The 16,476-nt window shown below is 69.6% G+C and carries 17 protein-coding genes; 10 read left to right on the top strand and 7 right to left on the bottom strand.

Features of this window, described 5'->3' with window-relative positions; all coding sequences use genetic code 11:
- Nucleotides 1-133 precede the first annotated feature (133 nt).
- The 4 genes from ACIBQX_RS38950 (at nucleotide 134) to ACIBQX_RS38935 (ending at nucleotide 2,854) form a co-directional block, all read left to right on the top strand.
- Nucleotides 134-490, top strand: a complete 357-nt coding sequence (locus ACIBQX_RS38950; RefSeq protein WP_397013617.1) for a YciI family protein — start codon at nucleotides 134-136, stop codon at nucleotides 488-490.
- Between the two features lie 6 nt (nucleotides 491-496).
- The gene (locus ACIBQX_RS38945) at nucleotides 497-1,705 is read left to right on the top strand and encodes an RNA polymerase sigma factor (RefSeq protein WP_397013616.1); all 1,209 of its coding nucleotides are present in this window, start codon (nucleotides 497-499) and stop codon (nucleotides 1,703-1,705) included.
- Nucleotides 1,702-2,208 (top strand): hypothetical protein, encoded by a 507-nt coding sequence (locus ACIBQX_RS38940; RefSeq protein WP_397013614.1) that lies wholly within the window; start codon nucleotides 1,702-1,704, stop codon nucleotides 2,206-2,208. The genes ACIBQX_RS38945 and ACIBQX_RS38940 overlap by 4 nt, the downstream gene beginning before the upstream one ends.
- Before the next feature lie 67 nt (nucleotides 2,209-2,275).
- Nucleotides 2,276-2,854, top strand: coding sequence for a dihydrofolate reductase family protein (locus ACIBQX_RS38935; protein ID WP_397013613.1), 579 nt, complete (start codon nucleotides 2,276-2,278; stop codon nucleotides 2,852-2,854).
- A gap of 364 nt (nucleotides 2,855-3,218) precedes the next feature.
- On the opposite strand, the gene ACIBQX_RS38930 is transcribed toward ACIBQX_RS38935, so the two are convergent.
- Nucleotides 3,219-4,148, bottom strand: a complete 930-nt coding sequence (locus tag ACIBQX_RS38930) for an NADP-dependent oxidoreductase (protein WP_397014088.1) — start codon at nucleotides 4,146-4,148, stop codon at nucleotides 3,219-3,221.
- 139 nt (nucleotides 4,149-4,287) lie between these two features.
- Between ACIBQX_RS38930 and ACIBQX_RS38925 the strand changes: the two genes are divergently transcribed.
- A complete protein-coding gene (locus tag ACIBQX_RS38925) occupies nucleotides 4,288-5,361 on the top strand; it encodes a GlxA family transcriptional regulator (RefSeq protein WP_397013612.1) in 1,074 nt (357 codons plus the stop codon).
- Between the two features lie 317 nt (nucleotides 5,362-5,678).
- On the opposite strand, the gene ACIBQX_RS38920 is transcribed toward ACIBQX_RS38925, so the two are convergent.
- The 5 genes from ACIBQX_RS38920 to ACIBQX_RS38900 all read right to left on the bottom strand — a co-directional run bounded on the left by ACIBQX_RS38920 (nucleotide 5,679) and on the right by ACIBQX_RS38900 (nucleotide 9,541).
- Nucleotides 5,679-6,407 carry a glyoxalase gene (locus ACIBQX_RS38920; RefSeq protein ID WP_397013610.1) on the bottom strand — a complete coding sequence of 243 codons (729 nt, stop codon included), beginning with the start codon at nucleotides 6,405-6,407 and terminating at the stop codon, nucleotides 5,679-5,681.
- Between the two features lie 158 nt (nucleotides 6,408-6,565).
- Nucleotides 6,566-7,099: a flavoprotein gene (locus tag ACIBQX_RS38915; RefSeq protein WP_397013609.1), complete on the bottom strand. Its 534-nt coding sequence runs from the start codon at nucleotides 7,097-7,099 to the stop codon at nucleotides 6,566-6,568.
- Nucleotides 7,100-7,512: 413 nt separating this feature from the next.
- On the bottom strand, nucleotides 7,513-8,172 hold the full coding sequence (locus ACIBQX_RS38910) for a response regulator (RefSeq protein WP_397013608.1): 660 nt from the start codon (nucleotides 8,170-8,172) through the stop codon (nucleotides 7,513-7,515).
- Nucleotides 8,169-9,323, bottom strand: coding sequence for a sensor histidine kinase (locus ACIBQX_RS38905; protein WP_397013606.1), 1,155 nt, complete (start codon nucleotides 9,321-9,323; stop codon nucleotides 8,169-8,171). Before ACIBQX_RS38905 ends, ACIBQX_RS38910 begins: the two co-directional genes overlap by 4 nt.
- Nucleotides 9,320-9,541 (bottom strand): hypothetical protein, encoded by a 222-nt coding sequence (locus tag ACIBQX_RS38900; RefSeq protein ID WP_397013605.1) that lies wholly within the window; start codon nucleotides 9,539-9,541, stop codon nucleotides 9,320-9,322. Before ACIBQX_RS38900 ends, ACIBQX_RS38905 begins: the two co-directional genes overlap by 4 nt.
- 248 nt (nucleotides 9,542-9,789) lie before the next feature.
- Between ACIBQX_RS38900 and ACIBQX_RS38895 the strand changes: the two genes are divergently transcribed.
- Complete coding sequence (locus ACIBQX_RS38895; RefSeq protein WP_397013604.1) at nucleotides 9,790-10,632, top strand: M23 family metallopeptidase; 843 nt, start codon at nucleotides 9,790-9,792, stop codon at nucleotides 10,630-10,632.
- 63 nt (nucleotides 10,633-10,695) lie between these two features.
- Here the strand turns inward: ACIBQX_RS38895 and ACIBQX_RS38890 are convergent, their stop codons facing one another.
- Complete coding sequence (locus tag ACIBQX_RS38890; protein WP_397013602.1) at nucleotides 10,696-11,703, bottom strand: LacI family DNA-binding transcriptional regulator; 1,008 nt, start codon at nucleotides 11,701-11,703, stop codon at nucleotides 10,696-10,698.
- A gap of 249 nt (nucleotides 11,704-11,952) precedes the next feature.
- Here ACIBQX_RS38890 and ACIBQX_RS38885 point away from each other — a divergent pair, with 249 nt between their 5' ends.
- The 4 genes from ACIBQX_RS38885 to ACIBQX_RS38870 all read left to right on the top strand — a co-directional run bounded on the left by ACIBQX_RS38885 (nucleotide 11,953) and on the right by ACIBQX_RS38870 (nucleotide 16,448).
- Complete coding sequence (locus tag ACIBQX_RS38885) at nucleotides 11,953-13,230, top strand: ABC transporter substrate-binding protein (protein ID WP_397013601.1); 1,278 nt, start codon at nucleotides 11,953-11,955, stop codon at nucleotides 13,228-13,230.
- Between the two features lie 80 nt (nucleotides 13,231-13,310).
- Entirely contained in the window at nucleotides 13,311-14,237 is a 927-nt protein-coding gene (locus ACIBQX_RS38880; RefSeq protein WP_397013599.1) for a carbohydrate ABC transporter permease, read from the top strand.
- A 1-nt stretch (nucleotide 14,238) separates the two neighbouring features.
- Complete coding sequence (locus ACIBQX_RS38875; protein ID WP_397013597.1) at nucleotides 14,239-15,090, top strand: carbohydrate ABC transporter permease; 852 nt, start codon at nucleotides 14,239-14,241, stop codon at nucleotides 15,088-15,090.
- A complete protein-coding gene (locus ACIBQX_RS38870) occupies nucleotides 15,087-16,448 on the top strand; it encodes a GH1 family beta-glucosidase (protein WP_397013595.1) in 1,362 nt (453 codons plus the stop codon). Before ACIBQX_RS38875 ends, ACIBQX_RS38870 begins: the two co-directional genes overlap by 4 nt.
- Nucleotides 16,449-16,476: the final 28 nt, after the last annotated feature.

The following is a 16,476-nucleotide window of genomic DNA, read 5'->3' as shown; positions in this document are numbered from 1 at the left end:
TCTCGGACCGGTCGGGGCGAGATTTCTGCCGCGGAGGTGTCGAATGGCGTCGAGCGCGTTCGTAGCCAAGGTGAGAGGCCGCGACGGGCCGGTCACCACTCACGATGTCCGTCACTTGCTCAAGGAGTTAGCCATGAAGAAGTACCTGCTCGCCGTCCAGTTCGACGAGAGCGCGCCGTCGCCGTCCGATGAGGAGATGCGGGAGCAGCAGGACCGGACGGCCAAGGTCACCGCCGACATGCAGTCCGCCGGTTCGTGGGTGTTCGTCGGCGGCCTGCTGCCCTCGCACGCCACCACGGTCGTCCGCCCCGGCGACGGCACGACCGCGATGACCGACGGCCCGTTCGCCGAGACGAAGGAGCAGCTCGGCGGGTTCTGGGTGATCCGGTGCGACGACCTGGACCAGGCGTTGTCCTGGGCCGAGAAGTGCGCGCTGGCCTGCGGGGCGCCGATCGAGGTACGCCCGTTCGAAGACGCGCAGTGGGGATGAGCACCAATGGGACAGCTGGACCTGGACGGCGTCTACCGGGCGGAGTACGGCCGGTGCGTGGCCACGCTGACGCGGCTCCTCGGTGACATCGGGCTCGCCGAGGAGGCCGTACAGGACGCGTTCGCGGTGGCCGTGCAGAAGTGGGACGAAACACCGCCCAATCCCGGCGCGTGGATCGTCACCACCGCCCGCAACCGGGCGATCGACCGCCTGCGCCGGGAATCCACCCGCGAGGCCCGCCACGCGCAGGCGCTGCTGCTGCACCAGCCCGACGAGCCAGAGGAGGTGGGAGCGGTGCGCGACGACCAGCTTCGCATGATCTTCACCTGCTGCCACCCGGCGCTGTCGCCGCTCGCGCGGACCGCGCTCACCCTGCGTCTGCTCGGCGGGCTGGAGGTGGCGGAGATCGCGCGCGCCTACCTGGTGCCGGAGGCGACCGTCTCCCAGCGGATCGTCCGCGCGAAGAAGAAGATCCGCGACGCCGGCATCCCCTACCGAGTGCCCGACGCCGCCGAGCTCCCCGATCGGCTGACCTCGGTGCTCACCGTGCTCTACCTGGTCTTCAACGAGGGATACGCCTCGACTTCCGGGGAGCTGCTGCGTACGGACCTGTGCCTGGAGGCGGTTCGCCTGGCGAGGGAGCTCGCCGGGCTGATGCCCGACGAGCCGGAGGTGATCGGGCTGCTGGCGCTGCTCCTGCTCACCGAAGCCCGGCGGCCCGCGCGGGTGGGGCCTTCGGGAGAGCTGGTGGTGCTCGCGGAGCAGGACCGGTCGCTGTGGAACCGAGAGCTGATCGCCGAGGGACATGAGCTGGTACGGCGGTGCCTGCGCCGTGATCAGCCGGGGCCGTACCAGTTGCAGGCCGCGATCAACGCCGTGCACACGGACGGGCCGGCGACCGACTGGGCGCAGGTGCTGGCGCTGTACGACCAGCTGCTGCGGCACACCCCGACCCCGATCGTCGCGCTCAACCGCGCGGTCGCCGTCGCCGAGGTGCACGGACCGGCGCCTGCGCTGGCCGCCGTCGACGAGCTGGACCTGCCGGGCTACCACCTGCTGCCCGCCACCCGCGCGGACCTGCTCACCCGCCTCGGCCGTACCACCGACGCCGTCGCCGCCTACGACGAGGCGATCGCACTGGCCGGCAACGACACCGAACGAGCCTTCCTGCGGTCACGACGGGCCCGCCTGGAGCGAGGAGCAGAGACAACATGACCAGAGACAACGTGAGCCGGGAGAACGTGAGCCGGGAGAACGTGAGCGCCACCCTGGCGATCGCCGTGCCCGCCGCGAAGGTGTTCGCGGTGCTGGCGGACCCGACCACCCATTCCGCGATCGACGGGACCGGCTGGGTCCAGGAATCTGTCAGCCGGACGCCGCTGACCGAGGCCGGGCAGATCTTCCGGATGGACATGCACCACGCCGGCCATCCGAACGGTGACTACCAGGTGGTCAACAAGGTCCAGGTGCTCGACCCGCCGCGCGCCATCGGCTGGCTGACGGGGTACGACAAGGGCGACGGTCACCTGGAGTTCGGCGGCTGGCTCTGGCGTTACGACCTGGCGTCGCTCGGTCCGTCCGAGACCGAGGTCACGCTCACCTACGACTGGTCGGCGGTGCCCCGGTCCATCCGGGAGTACCTCCAGTTCCCGCCGTTCGGCCCCGAGCATCTCATCAACTCGCTGCACCACCTGGCCGAGCTCGTCTCCGGCAGGTGACGTCGTCGCCGGCTTCCTCCCGCCCGCCGTGTTTCCCGTCTGATCGACCGCATTCAAGGAGAGCATCATGACCGTTACCTACACCTTCGACATCTTCACCAGCCTCGACGGCTTCGGCTCCAACAATGGCGACTGGGGCGGCTACTGGGGCAAGCAGGGCCCCGAGCTGCTCGACCACCGCCTCGCCCTGTACCGCGAGGAGCAGCGGATGGTCTTCGGGGCCACCACGTATCGGTCGTTCGCGGAGATGCTGGCCACGAGCACCGAGGAGTCCGAGGTGCGTGACCCATGGGTCACCCGGATGAGGAACCTGCCGGCGACGGTGGTGTCGTCCACACTGGAAGGCCCCCTCGACTGGCCGGACGCGACCGTCGTGAGCGGCGACGCGGTCGACGTCGTCGCCCGGCTCAAGGAGGAGTCGGCGGTGCCGCTGCGCTCACACGGAAGCCTGTCGATGAACCGGGCGCTGATGGCCGCCGGCCTGGTCGACCGGATCCAGGTGACGATCTTCCCGGTGATCACCGGTCGGACCGGACTGGACCCGATCTTCCAGGGCGCGGCCGACTTCGACCTCGAACTGATCGAGAGCCGGACACTCGACGGCCACACCCAGGAGCTCATCTACCGGCCCACCCTGCATGCCTGAGTGGTCAGGGAGCCGTTGATGCCCCGGCCGGCCTGGTTGCACGGCAACGGCGGACGCCCCGAGAAGTACTGCCGTCGCCTGATCATGGATGCCACCCGGTATGTGGCCGACAACAGATGCAAGTGGCGAAGGGCATGGGGTGGCGCCGACTTCGAGGCTGTCGACCTCGACGCCCGGCAGGTGCGACGCTGCTGCTGCACACCGACGGCCCGATGGAGTCCCGGCCGCGGGAGGGGCGTCCGGTTCGAGCCCCCTGCCGTCTTGAGGCGTCGGGAGCCTTCTCCTCTCTTGAGGCGTGGGCGCGGACCGTCGGTGCACGCTCGGCACGGGACACGTCCACCGCCTGCGCCGGAGCCGTCCCGCCTCAGCGCACGGTGATGACCAGCTTGCCCGTGGTGCGGCCCGTCTCCCCCAGAACGTGGGCCTGGGCGCCTTCGGCGAGGGGGAAGGTGGCGGAGACGTGGGCGCGGAGCCTGCCCCGGTCGACGAGGTCGGCGATGGCACGCATCCCGGCCTGGTCGTGCTCAACGATCAGGGTGACGGCGCGGACCTGTGCCTTCTCGGCCGCGGCTCTGGTGTCCTCGGCGCCCGGCACCAGGGAGATGAGGACGCCGCCGGGGCGGAGCACGCCCACGGAACGGGTGGCGGTCTCCCCGCCGAGGGCGTCGAGGACGACGTCGTAGCGCTCCTCGGTGTCGGTGAAGTCCTCGGAGCGGTGGTCGATGCAGGCATCCGCGCCGAGCTCGCGTAGGAAAGCATGCTTGGGGGCGCTCGCCGTCCCGGTGACATGAGCCCGGCGTTCCTTGGCGATCTGTACGGCGAGGTGACCGACACCGCCGGCCGCGGCGTGGATCAGCACCCGCTGCCCGGCCCGCAGGCCCGCGGTCTCGACGAGGGCCTGCCAGGCGGTGAGCGCGGCCAGCGGCAGAGCGGCCGCCTGGATGTGGTCGATCCCGGTGGGCTTGGCCACGAAGGCGCGAGTGGGACCGGTCACGTACTCGGCGTGGGAGCCGGCTCCATACGGGTAGGGCAGCATGCCGAACACCTCGTCACCGGGCTGGAAGAGGGTGACGCCCGGGCCGGTCTCCACCACGGTGCCGGAGACGTCCCAACCGAGGACCAGCGGCGGGGGTGGCAGGAAAATACTCAGGGCGCGGTGCTTGAAGTCCGTGGGGTTGAGTCCGGCCGCGTGCACGGCGACGAGGATCTCCCCGGGGCCGGGCGCGGGCCGCGGAAGCTCGGTCAACCGCAGAACCTCAGGGCCGCCGAGGGCCGTCTGGTGCAGGGCGAGCATCACAGGTGCGCTGTGCGGGGCAGCGGGGCCCGGGGAGCTGAGATTGTCAGGGGTGTCCGTCGGAGTCATGCCTCGATCCTGGCCCTACGGTCCAGCCCGGGGCGATGGCAAGAAAGTCATCCTCCGATACATTCTTGCCATGTCCATCGACCCTGCCGCCCACCGCGTTCCCCGCGCCCTCCCCGCGTCCGCCGCGTCCGCCCGGGCCCGTGACCTCGCTGATCGCGCGGCCGAACTGGACCCGGCCCCGCGGCCCGGCGCGCACAAGGTCGTCGTCCTTGCCCTCGACGGCGTCTACCCCTTCGAACTCGGCATCCCGCACCGGGTCCTGGGATCCGCCGATGGCCGCTACGAGGTGCTGTCCGCGAGCGTGGACGGGCAACCCGTACGTACCGACGCGGACCTGACCGTCACCCCCGGGCACGGTCCCGAGGTGCTGGCCGAGGCGGACACCGTGATCATCCCTCCGTACGGGATCGCGCCGGCCTCGGCCTCCGCGCCGGACCCGCAGGCCCTGGCCGCCCTGTCCCGTGTCCGCCCCGGCACCCGCCTGGTGTCCATCTGCACCGGCGCTTTCCTGCTGGCCGCCGCCGGTCTCCTGGACGGACGCCGAGCCACCACCCACTGGGAGCTCACCGACATCTTCCAGGAACTGTTCCCCCGGGTCGAGCTGGATGCCGGCGTGCTCTTCGTCGACCACGGTGACGTACTGACCTCCGCGGGGGCGGCGAGCGGTGTCGACATCTGCCTGCACCTGGTGCGCCAGGACCACGGCAGCGAGGTCGCCAACCAGGTCGCCCGCCGCTGCGTCGTGCCGCCGTACCGGGACGGCGGACAGGCGCAGTACATCGAGCGGCCGCTGCCGCCGGCGAGCGAGACCGGCACAGGACCGACCCGCGACTGGGCGCTCCAGCGGCTGGAACTGCCGCTGTCGCTGGAGGGTTTGGCCGCGCACGCGGCGATGAGCACCCGCACCTTCGCCCGACGCTTCCGGCAAGAGACCGGTCTGAGCCCCGGCCGCTGGCTGACCCAGCAGCGGCTGAGGCGGGCGCGGCATCTGTTGGAGTCCAGCGACCTGCCGGTGGAACGGGTCGCCCACGAGGTCGGCTTCGCCACCGCCACCTCGCTGCGGCGGCACCTGGCAGCGGAGACGGGGGTCGCCCCATCGGCGTACCGGCGCACCTTCCGCGTCTCGGATCCGGCCGCGAGCTGAGACTTGCATGGTGCGAGATGCGGCACTGTGACGGACTCAGGACCCTGACCGCGCCTGACAGCCCAGGCCTACCGGCCCACCGGGCGCGGTCAGGCATGTACTCGCCCGGGGGCGCGGCCTCGGTGTCAGCCATCGAATGGCGACGCGGTCCCCCTGCGGCGCCTGCACCGGCGAGTTCTTCGCGAGATAGGACGCCAGCGCTCCGGTCCTGCCTGATAGACCCACAGGGTTCCTTTCTGACGTCCGCGAAAAGGAATAACGCTATTCCTTGGAGAAACAGACGCTGGCCGGGCCGACCGACAATTCCGCGAGCCCTCTCAGGGAAGCCATTCCTGAAGACCAGCGAGATGTCCGAGTTCCGACTCGATGCGCTGTCTGTCGCTGGGACTGAGCTCCAGACCGCGCAAATCGGTGGCCCACGGGTCCCTGGGCTCGCCGAGGACCGTGGCCAGATCGATGAGGTGGCACAGGGCGATGGCCAGCTCGGCCACCGGGGCGTCCGCGCCGTGCCTGCGCACCCCGGACTTGAGCGCACGGAAGGCCTGCAGATCATCGTTCTTGAACTCGCGCAGAATCCGGGCGTTGTCGAGCACCTTGGCCAGGCCCGCCAGCTTCTTCGAGCCGCCGTACTCCAGCTCGACCGGCTCGTCGCGCTGGATGAAGATGATCGAGTTCCCCGACGGATCGATCAGCGTGAACCGGGACGCCCCCGGCCGGTAGCGGGTGATCCGCGGCAGACCGGAGCTCAGCACCTTCCCGTGCACCCGGCGCATCGCCGCGACGAACGCCGCATGGTACGGCGCGACGGCGTCGACCATGACCAGGCAGCCCCCGGACTCCTCCCGAGCCGGATCCAGCCCCTTGGGCGGCGGCCCGAAATGCAGGTGCACCCCGCTCCACTCCAGCGCCAGATAGACGTACGGCTTGCTCTGCTTGTACGTGGCCACGAAACCCAGCGCCTCATAGAACGCCAGCGTCTCCTCCACCGACGCGCACGGCATCAACGGCACCATCGTCTCGTTCGGCCGAACCCCGAGCTCACTCATGTCATCCCACCTCCCAGGTCGTCCGACGATGCTCGCAGCCTTCGGAGAAACTCGCCTATGGATCGTTCCAAGGCGATCGCCTCGCGGCAGGGCCCCGGCAGCGAGCCGGCCCCTCAGGGGGTACGTCTCCCCAAAGGGATGGGTGAATGTTCGAGGGATCACGGGGCCAGACACGCCAGCGCGAGATCCCAGGGAAAGGCGTCGATCTGCTCGGGGCCGGAGCTCGGCGGGTGCGGCTCGAACTCGCCGGGCCCGAGCAGTACCCGTATGCCTTCGGCTCGTAGCTGGTCAACGCTGTGCTGGAAGGGGACGCGTACGGCCAGGGCGGTGTTGACGAAGGGCAGGACGACGACCGGGATGCCGAGCCCGGGCGCCTCGGAGAGAAGGCCGAGGGCGTAGGTGTCGGCGACGCCCTGGGCGAACTTGTTGATCGTGTTGTAGGTGGCCGGGGCGACGATGATGGCGTCGGCGCGGGGGGACTTGGGCTCGTGCGGCTTGCGGTACCGGCTGCGGACGGGCCGGCCGGTCCGCTGCTCCAACTCCGGGACGTCGATGAAGTCGAGCGCGGACGGCGTGGCGACGACCTGAACGGTCCAGCCGTCGCCCTGGGCCTGCTCGACCAGCCGGCCGACGTCGGGGGCGGGGCCTGCGGCGCACACGATGACGTAGAGGACCTTGCCGGATCGGGTCACGCGCTGACTCCCAAGACCTGTTGAGGGCCCTCAATGGCCTGACGATCCGGACGGGCCCGGCGTAATCCGCCACCGACGTACGGAGACGCGACCGCCCCACCGCAACCCATGGAAGACAAGCCGGACCAACCCGAAGAGGAAGGCGACCTGGAACAGCGTCGAGCACGTGAGCAGTACTTCCTTGACCGATTGCCCACCGCCCCGAAACGGCCCTTCCAAAAGTACGGAAACAGCGATCATGCCGAGCACATACCCGAGCATCGTCAAGGCCTCGCTGTATCCAGTTCGCACCATTTGATCTTAGACCGGCCCTGCCCTTCACACCCGTCCATCAGCCGCCCACCTATTCGCCGCGGCCCACCCCTCGGACGGTCAACGGGTGGGAGGAAGCTGACGCCCAGAAAGGTACCGCTCTAGGTCACCAAGCCCCTGCGGTACGCGTACACCACTGCCTGCACCCGGTCACGCAGGTCCAGCTTGGTAAGGATGCGTGACACGTACGTCTTGACCGTTTCGTGGCTGATCACCAGCGTGGCGGCGATCTCGCTGTTGGACTGGCCGTCGGCGATGAGGCGCAGCACCTCCAGCTCACGCGGGGTCAGCGCCGCGTCTTCCGGGGTGCCCTCCGTGGGGCGGATGCGGGCCGCGTACCTGCCGACGAGCTGTCGCGTGACCTCGGGCGCCAGCAGCGCGGCGCCTGCCGCGACGGTGCGGATGCCGTGCAGCAGTTGCGCCGGCGGGGCGTCCTTGAGCAGGAACCCGCTCGCCCCCGCGCGCAGTGCCTCGTACACGTACTCGTCCAGGTTGAACGTCGTCACCACGAGCACCTTGATGGGGTGCTCCACCCCGGCGCCGGCCAGCAGGCGGGTGGCCTTGATGCCGTCGAGCACCGGCATCCGTACGTCCATCACCACCATGTCCGGGTTGAGCTTGCGGGCGAGGTCGACCCCGGCCTGACCGTCCCCGCACTCGCCGACCACCTCGAGGTCGGGCTGCGCGTCGATGATCGTCGCGAATCCGGTACGGATCAGCGCCTGGTCGTCGCAGATCAGGACCCGTACCGGCGCGGTCACGACGGGCTCCCCGCGGGGATGCTCGCCCGTACGACGAAGCCGCCGTCCGACCGGCGGCCCGCGCTGAACTCGCCGCCCAGGGCGTCGACCCGCTCGCGGAGCCCGGCGAGGCCCCGCCCGCTCCCGCCAGGAGAGCCGGCTCGCGAGCCGGAACCGTCAGTGCTGACCTCCACGGTGATCTCCTTTTCGCCATAGCGCACGCGGACCGCGGTGCGGGCGCCATGGGCGTATTTGAGGGCGTTCGTCAAGGACTCCTGCACGACCCTATAGGCCACGAACTCCGCGCTGCCCGCGGATTCCGCCTGCTCGCCCTCCTCGGTGAACTCCACCGGCTGCCCGGCCAGACCCGTCTGCTCCACGAGCGCCCGGAGCTCGCCGACGGACGGCGTCCTGACGTCGGTGTCGTGGTCGGGGTTGAGCAGGTCGAGCAGGTGCCGCAGGTCGGCGATGGCCCGCCGGCCGGTGTCCGTGACGGCGCTGAGGGTCGCGTCGAGGCGTTCGGGTGCGGCGGTCAGATAGCGCGCCGACTCAGCCTGTACGACCATCGCCGTCACATGGTGGGTCACGACGTCATGGAGTTCGCGGGCGATGCGGGTGCGCTCGGCGGCTCGGGTGGCCTCGGCGATGCGGCTGCGGCGTTCGGCCTCGGCGGCACGGGTGGAGCGCAGCCAGCCCCCGATGCCCCACACGAGGACCAGTGCCAGGTAGAACAGCGCGAATTCCGCCGGCTCCTCGGTCGAGCCGAGCCGGTGGAGGGCGACCGCGAACGGCAGGTACGCCAGCGAGACGAGGATTGCGGAGACGCGCCGGTGACGTTCCAGATGGGCGCCCGCGCTCAGGACCGCGATGGGCAGCGCGACGGTCGCCACCGAGTGGTATCCGCCGATCTGGTCGAGGGCGAAGCCGAGCGACACCAGGACGAGACAGACGGACGGCCACCGCCGGCGCACGGTGAGCGGAAGGGCCTGGAGGATGGTCAGCAGGACGGCCAGCGCGTCGAAGGGACGGGTCGGCATGCCCTCGAACTGCGTCCCGCTGCCGTGGGAGGCGGGCAGCAGTGACACGGCGGCCAACAGCAGCGCGAACGGGAGGTCCCGGACGGTGACGTCACACCGACGCCACAGGTCCTGGACCCGTCGGAGATCGATCACTCGGAGAGCGTAGCGGTCGAGTCGGCCTTCCCTGCCGCCTCTTCCGGCTCGGGGCGCTCTGACCGCTGGATCACCCAGGCGTCCGCGAACACCAGCAGAGCGGCGGTCGCGAGGCCGAGGATCAGGGTGAGAGACGCGTGCCCCTGTGCCGCGCCCACCCCCACGCTGCCGACGAAGGCGACCGCCGCGATGGCCACGAGTTGCTGCAACAGTCGCATGACGACTCCTCTGGGAGATCCTGCGGCCGGAGCATCGCGGCCACGTCGACAACGCTACGGAATCGACGACCGGTAATCGTCACCGTGCGGTGGACAGTCGCGAGTAGCTCGCACGGGGGACCGGGCGGGGATATGCGAACGCTATGCGGATGTTATGCGGGCCCTTGATTACCGTCTGCTCCGGAATCCTGTTCAGAGAGGTGAGCATGCCCGCAACCGCTTGGCCGAAGACTCTCATTCTTACCCTGTTGGTCCCTCTCGCGGCGGCGCTGACTCCCCAGCCCGCCTCAGCCCAGAGCACCGCCGTCCTGGCCGTGTCCCACAAGAGCCCGTTCAACTGCGGGAAGACCTTCAATGCCAACAACTGGTCCCCCGGCCACAACCCCTCGGGCTCCCTCGACTGGCAGAATTACGGAAGCGACGCCATCAACGGTGAGACCGTGCGTGCCACCGCTTCGGGCACCGCGTACTTCTCCGACACGGGCAGCACCAGCTACGGCAAGTGGGTCGAGGTCCGTCACAGCGACGGCAGCAGAACCCGCTATGCCCACCTCGCGACCATGGTGAGGTCGGCCGGCGGCTCCATGAGCGTCAGCCAGGGCACCGCGATCGGGACCGTCGGCTCGACGGGCGGCTCCACGGCTCCGCACCTCCACTACGAGCAGCGGACCTCCGGCGGCGGGATGGACACCAGCCCGACCGTGGACGGCGTGACCGTGTCCCTGGGGCAGAAGAAGGCCGTCAAGAGCACCAACGGCTGCGGCGGTGGCGGCAGCGACTACACCCCCGAGGAGATCTGCGGCAGTGGGTACGCGGTCATCGACTCGGCCGCACTCACCGGTGGCCGCGCCTACCTGCTCTACAACTCGGGCAGCGGCTCCAACTGCGTCACGACGGTGAAGACGAACGGCGGCACGGCGTCGGCGATGTCGGCCTTCCTCGAACCCCAAGGGGCGAGCCGGACGACAGATTCGGGCAGCTTCGCCTACTACGCGGGGCCCGTCAAGCGCACCGCACCCGGTCAGTGCGTCAAGTGGGGCGGCTCGATCGGCAGCAGCACGTACACCAGCCCCTTCGAACACTGCGATTAGGAGCGTCGGTCAGTCGCTGAAAGGTCAGTCGCTGAAAGGGCGTCCTTTCAGCGGCTGATCCCCTCAGAACCCGGTCGAGCCCCGGACGACCAGCGGGGTGGGCAGGATCCGCGGGCGAGGGGTGCCGCCTTCGTTGATCATCTTGATGACCGCCGCAGCCGCCGCCGTGCCGAACCCGGCCTTGTCCTGGGCCAGCGTCGTCAGCCCCGGCGGCACCAGCGCGGCCAGCTCGATGTCGTCGAATCCGACCAGCGCGATGTCCTCGGGCACCTTCAGCCCCGCCTCGGCCACGGCCCGCAGCGCGCCGATCGCCATCTCGTCGCCCGCGGCGAACACCGCGTCGGGCCGTTCGTCCACTTCCAGCAGGGCGCGCATCGCGGCGTAGCCGCTGGACAGGTAGAAGTCGCCCTCGACGACCAGCTCGGGCCGGTGCGGCAGGCCGAGCGCGGTCAGCTCCTCCAGGTAGCCGCGCAGCCGCTCCTCGCCCGGCCGGGTGCCGACCGGGCCGGTGATGGTGGCGATGACCCGGCGCCCGGTCGCGTGCAGGTGACGGACCGCCTCGCGCGCCCCGCCCACGTTGTCGGAGGTCACGTAGGTGGTGCACGGTCCCTGGATCGGCCGGTCGAGGGAGACGCACGGCACTTCCGACCTTGCCAGCGGCTCGAGCGAGGGGTCGGCCCTGCCGTTGTCGATGAAGACCACGCCGTCGAGGTTGTGCCTGCGCACGGCGCGGAGAAAGCTGTCGGGCGTGCCGTCCTCGCTGGTGGCGAGCATGAGCAGGTGGTAGCCGCGCTCGCTCAGCGCGGTCTTCAGCCCGATGAGGATCTCCTGGAAGAACGGGTGCCGCCAGCCGGGGCGGCGGTGGTCGGTGTCCCAGATCAGGCCGACCGTGTGGGACCTCTTGGTGGCCAGGGTGCGGGCCGACTCGTTGGGCAGGTATCCGATGCGTGCCGCGGTGCTGAGAATGAGCTCGCGGGTCTGTGAGTTCACCACCTCAGGGTTGTTGAACACGCGGGAGACAGTCGCCGGCGACACCCCGCAAAGGCGCGCCAGCTCTCGAATCGTTGCCACGGACGTACGTTATCGCATCTCGCTGAAACCGGTTTCATGTAACCGGTTTCATGAAAGTAATCTCAGCGCCCACGCCGTGTCAACCCGTCACCGTGGATTTCCGGCGCGTGACATTTCTGTGACTTGACAGAAGGTGGCAGCGGTATGTGAGATGGCCCACTGACAGGCTGATGCCGCACCGTTGCCGCGGGGCTCGGCCTTTCATCGCATCTCGCAGTCACCCTTTCTCTCCCTTCGAAGGAGTCCCAGGTGTCTGCTGGACGAATCCGTCTCGCCGCCGGAGTGCTGGCCGTCGGCATGCTCGCCGTCGGTTGCGGTGGCTCCCCCTCCACGAGCTCCACACCGACCGACAGCAAGATCACCCTGACCCTCAACCTGTTCGGCAACATGGGCTTCAAGGAGCTCTACGCCAAGTACGAGGCGGCCAACCCCAACATCAAGATCGTCGAGAGGACGTCGGCGTACAACGACCACCACCGCAACCTCGCCGCGCACCTGGCCACCAACAGCGGCACCGCCGACATCGAGGCGATCGACACCGGCTTCATCGCCCAGTTCAGGAACCAGCCCCAGCACTTCGCCGACCTGCGCCAGCACGGCGCCGACCAGCTCAAGGACCGCTGGCTGCCGTGGAAGTGGGAGGCGTCGCTGGCCAAGTCGGGGGCCCAGATCGGTTACGGCACCGACGTCGGCGGCCTGGCCATGTGCTACCGCCGCGACCTGTTCAAGAAGGCCGGGCTGCCCACCGACCGCGACGAGGTCGCCAAGCTCTGGCCCGACTGGAAGTCCTACTTCGAGGCCGGCAAGCGCTACACCGCCAAGAAGCCCGAAGGCGCGGCGTTCTTCGACGGCGGCCCCCAGGTGTTCAACGCGATGATCGGCCAGGCCGAGACCGGCTACTACGACACTCAGGACAACGTCGTAGTAGGCACCAACCCGGCCGTCCGCGCCGCCTACGACGAGGTGCTCCAGGCCGTGGCCGACGGCCAGTCGGCCAAGCTCGTCGGCAGCTCGCCCGCCTGGAACACCGGCTTCGCCAAGAGCCAGTTCGCCACCATCGCCTGCCCCGCGTGGATGCTCGCCAAGATCCAGGACCAGGGCAAGGCCTTCGCCGGGCAGTGGGACGTCACCGCCATCCCCGGCGGCGGCGGCAACTGGGGCGGCTCCTACCTGACCGTCCCCGCCCAGAGCAAGCACACGAAGGAGGCCGTGGCGCTGATCGCCTGGCTGACGGCACCCGAACAGCAGATCGAGGTGTTCACCAAGCACGGCATCCTGCCCTCGACCGTCGCCACCTACGACAAGCCCGAGGTGACCGGGCTCAAGCACGAGTTCTTCAACGACGCGCCGATCGGCGAGATCTTCACCACCGCCGCCCGCAACCTCAAGCCGCAGTACCAGGGCCCGCGGGCCGGTGACATCCAGACCGCCATCCGCGACGCGATCAACCGCGTGGAGGAGGGCAAGCAGGACGGCGCCGCAGCGTGGACGCAGATGCTCGGGGACGTCGAGCGCATCAGCAAGTGACGCGCGCCGATCAGTGAGCCAGGCGACGGCAGGCCGTCAGGGGGGCCTGCCGTCGCCATCCCATCCCCGAGGAGCCGACCATGACCTCCGTCAGATCAGGGCCACGGCGCCGCTGGGCCTACCAGCTCGACGTCAAGGGCTCGCCGTACCTCTACATCGCCCCGTTCTTCCTGCTGTTCGGCGCGGTGGGCATGTTCCCGCTGCTTTACACCGCCTACGTCTCCCTCACCGACTGGAACCTGCTCGACCCGGCCCGCGAATGGGTGGGGCTGGCCAACTACACCGAGCTGCTGGCCGACGACTACTTCTGGAACGCGCTGTTCAACACCGTCAGCATCTGGCTGCTGTCCACCGTGCCGCAGCTGCTGGCCGCGCTGTTCATCGCGCACATGCTCAACCGCAGGCTGCGCGCTCGTACGCTGTTCCGGATGGGCGTGCTGCTGCCCAACGTGACCTCGATCGTCGCGGTCACGATCATCTTCGCCCAGCTCTTCGGCCGCGACTTCGGCATGGTCAACTGGGGCCTCGAACTGGTGGGCCTGGATCCGATCGACTGGCAGGCCGGCACGCTCTCCTCGCACATCGCGATCTCGTTGATCGTCATCTGGCGGTGGACCGGCTACAACGCCCTCATCTACCTGGCCGCCATGCAGACCATCCCCGAGGACCTGTACGAGGCGGCCCGGCTGGACGGCGCGAGCCAGTTCACCCAGTTCCGGAAGATCACCGTGCCGATGCTCCGCCCCACGATCATCTTCACCGCCGTCGTGTCCACCATCGGCGGCTTCCAGATCATCGCCGAGCCGCTGCTGTTCCAGGCCGGCACCGGCAACCCGACCGGCGGCTCGGACCGCCAGTTCCAGACCGTCGGCCTCTACCTCTACGAGCAGGGCTTCAGCATGTACGAGTTCGGCTACGCCTCGGCGATCGCCTGGACCCTCTGCGTGATCATCGTGGTCATGGCGCTCGTCAACTTCGCCATCACGCGCAGGATCAGGAGCAGCTGACATGGCAACCGCCGCCTCCCTCCGACGCAGCCTGAACCCCCAAGGGGCCGGGTTCTGGACCTACGCCGCGCTCGTCGCCGTGCTGCTCGGCTCGCTGTTCCCCATCTACTGGTCGCTGGTCGTGGCCTCCCATGACAACGACGCCATCGCCAGCGTCCCGCCGGTCCTCACCCCCGGCGGCCACCTGTTCGAGAACATCGCCCGGGTCTTCGACACCACCGCGTTCGGCCAGGCGATGCTCAACTCCGTCATCGTGTCCAGCTCGGTCACCGTCTCGGTCGTGCTGTTCTCCACGCTGGCCGGCTTCGCCTTCGCCAAGCTGCGCTTCCGCGGCCGCAACGTACTGCTCGTCATGGCCATCGCCACCACCACCGTGCCGCAGCAGCTCGGCATCATCCCGCTGTACATCCTCATGGCGGAGCTCGGCTGGACCGGCAGGCTGGAGGCGGTGATCGTGCCCGGCCTGGTCACCGCGTTCGGCGTCTTCCTCATGACCCAGTACCTCTCCAGCGCGATTCCGGACGAGCTGCTGGAGGCCGGTCGCATCGACGGGTGCAGCACGCTGCGGCTGTTCTGGCACGTCGTGCTGCCCGCCGCCCGCCCGGCCGCCGCCGTGCTCGGCCTGTTCACCTTCATGCAGGCCTGGAACGACTTCTTCTGGCCGCTGGTCGTCCTCACGCCGGAGAACCCGACCGTCCAGGTCGCGCTCTCCAGCCTGGCCAGCGGCTACACCACCGACTACGCGCTCGTGCTCACCGGCACCGTGCTCGCGATCGTGCCGATCGTGGCCGTCTTCGCCGCGCTGGGCCGTCAGATCATTGGGGGAATCATGTCAGGGGCGATCAAGGGATGACCCGGGAACGTACGGCCTTCCCCGCCGGGTTCGTGTGGGGTACGGCGACCGCCGCGTACCAGATCGAGGGCGCCGTGAACACCGACGGACGCGGGCCGTCGATCTGGGACACGTTCTGCCGCGTCCCCGGCGCGGTGGCCAGGGGTGACAGCGGCGAGCACGCCTGCGACCACTACCACCGCTGGCAGCAGGACGTGGAGCTGATGGACCGGCTCGGCGCCGGCGCCTACCGCTTCTCGCTCGCCTGGCCCAGGATCATGCCCGACGGCGACGGCCGGGTGAACCAGCGCGGCCTCGACTTCTACCGCCGGCTCGCCGACGCCCTGCGCGAGCGCGGCATCGAGCCGTACGTCACCCTCTACCACTGGGACCTGCCCCAGGCGCTGGAGGACCGCGGCGGCTGGCGCGACCGCGACACCGCCGAGCGCTTCGCCGACTACGCCGAGATCGCGCACAAGGCGCTGGGCGACACGGTGTCCCAGTGGATCACGCTGAACGAGCCGTACTGCTCGTCCATCGTCGGCTACGCCGAGGGCCGGCACGCGCCCGGCGCGCGCGAAGGTCACGGCGCGCTCGCCGCCGCCCACCACCTGCTGCTGGGCCACGGCCTCGCGGCCGCCAGGCTACGGGCACAGGCGCGGCCGGGGCAGCGGGTCGGCATCACGCTCAACATGTCGCCCACGGTGCCCGCGACCGGCTCGGCGGCCGACGCCGACGCGGCGCGGAAGATGGACCTGCTGGTCAACCGGCAGTTCACCGACCCACTGCTGCGCGGCGCCTACGCGTCCGACATGGCGGAGACCTTCGGCGCGATCAGCGACTTCTCCTTCCGCCGCGAGGGCGACCTGGAGATCATCGGCACCCGGCTGGACTTCCTGGGAGTCAACTACTACTACCGCATCCACGCCGCCGCCGCGCCGTACGAGCAGGCTGACCCCGCGCTGCGCTCCGCCTTCGACCTCGGGGTGCGCAGCGTCACCCCCAACGGCGCGGCGACCAGCGGACTCGGCTGGCCGATGGAACCGCTGGGGCTCTACCAGACCCTGCTCAACCTGGCCCGGCGCTACCCCGCGCTGCCGCCGATCTTCATCACCGAGAACGGCTACGGCGACGACGGGACCCTCGACGACACCGGCCGCGTCGACTTCCTGCGCGACCACCTGGCCGCCATCCGCGCCGCGATGACCGACGGCGTGGACGTGCGCGGCTACTTCTGCTGGTCGCTGCTGGACAACTTCGAGTGGGCCCGGGGATACGCCGCCCGATTCGGGCTCGTGCACGTCGACTACGAGACCCAGGCCCGCACCGAGAAGACGAGCTTCCACTGGCTGCGCGAGTTCATCGGGAAACAGCGGTGAGGCCCTGACTCCTCACCGGTTCGACCTG

Source organism: Nonomuraea sp. NPDC049714, from assembly GCF_044465295.1.
Taxonomy (GTDB): Bacteria; Actinomycetota; Actinomycetes; order Streptosporangiales; family Streptosporangiaceae; genus Nonomuraea.
This window is presented reverse-complemented; position numbering and strand designations above follow the sequence as displayed.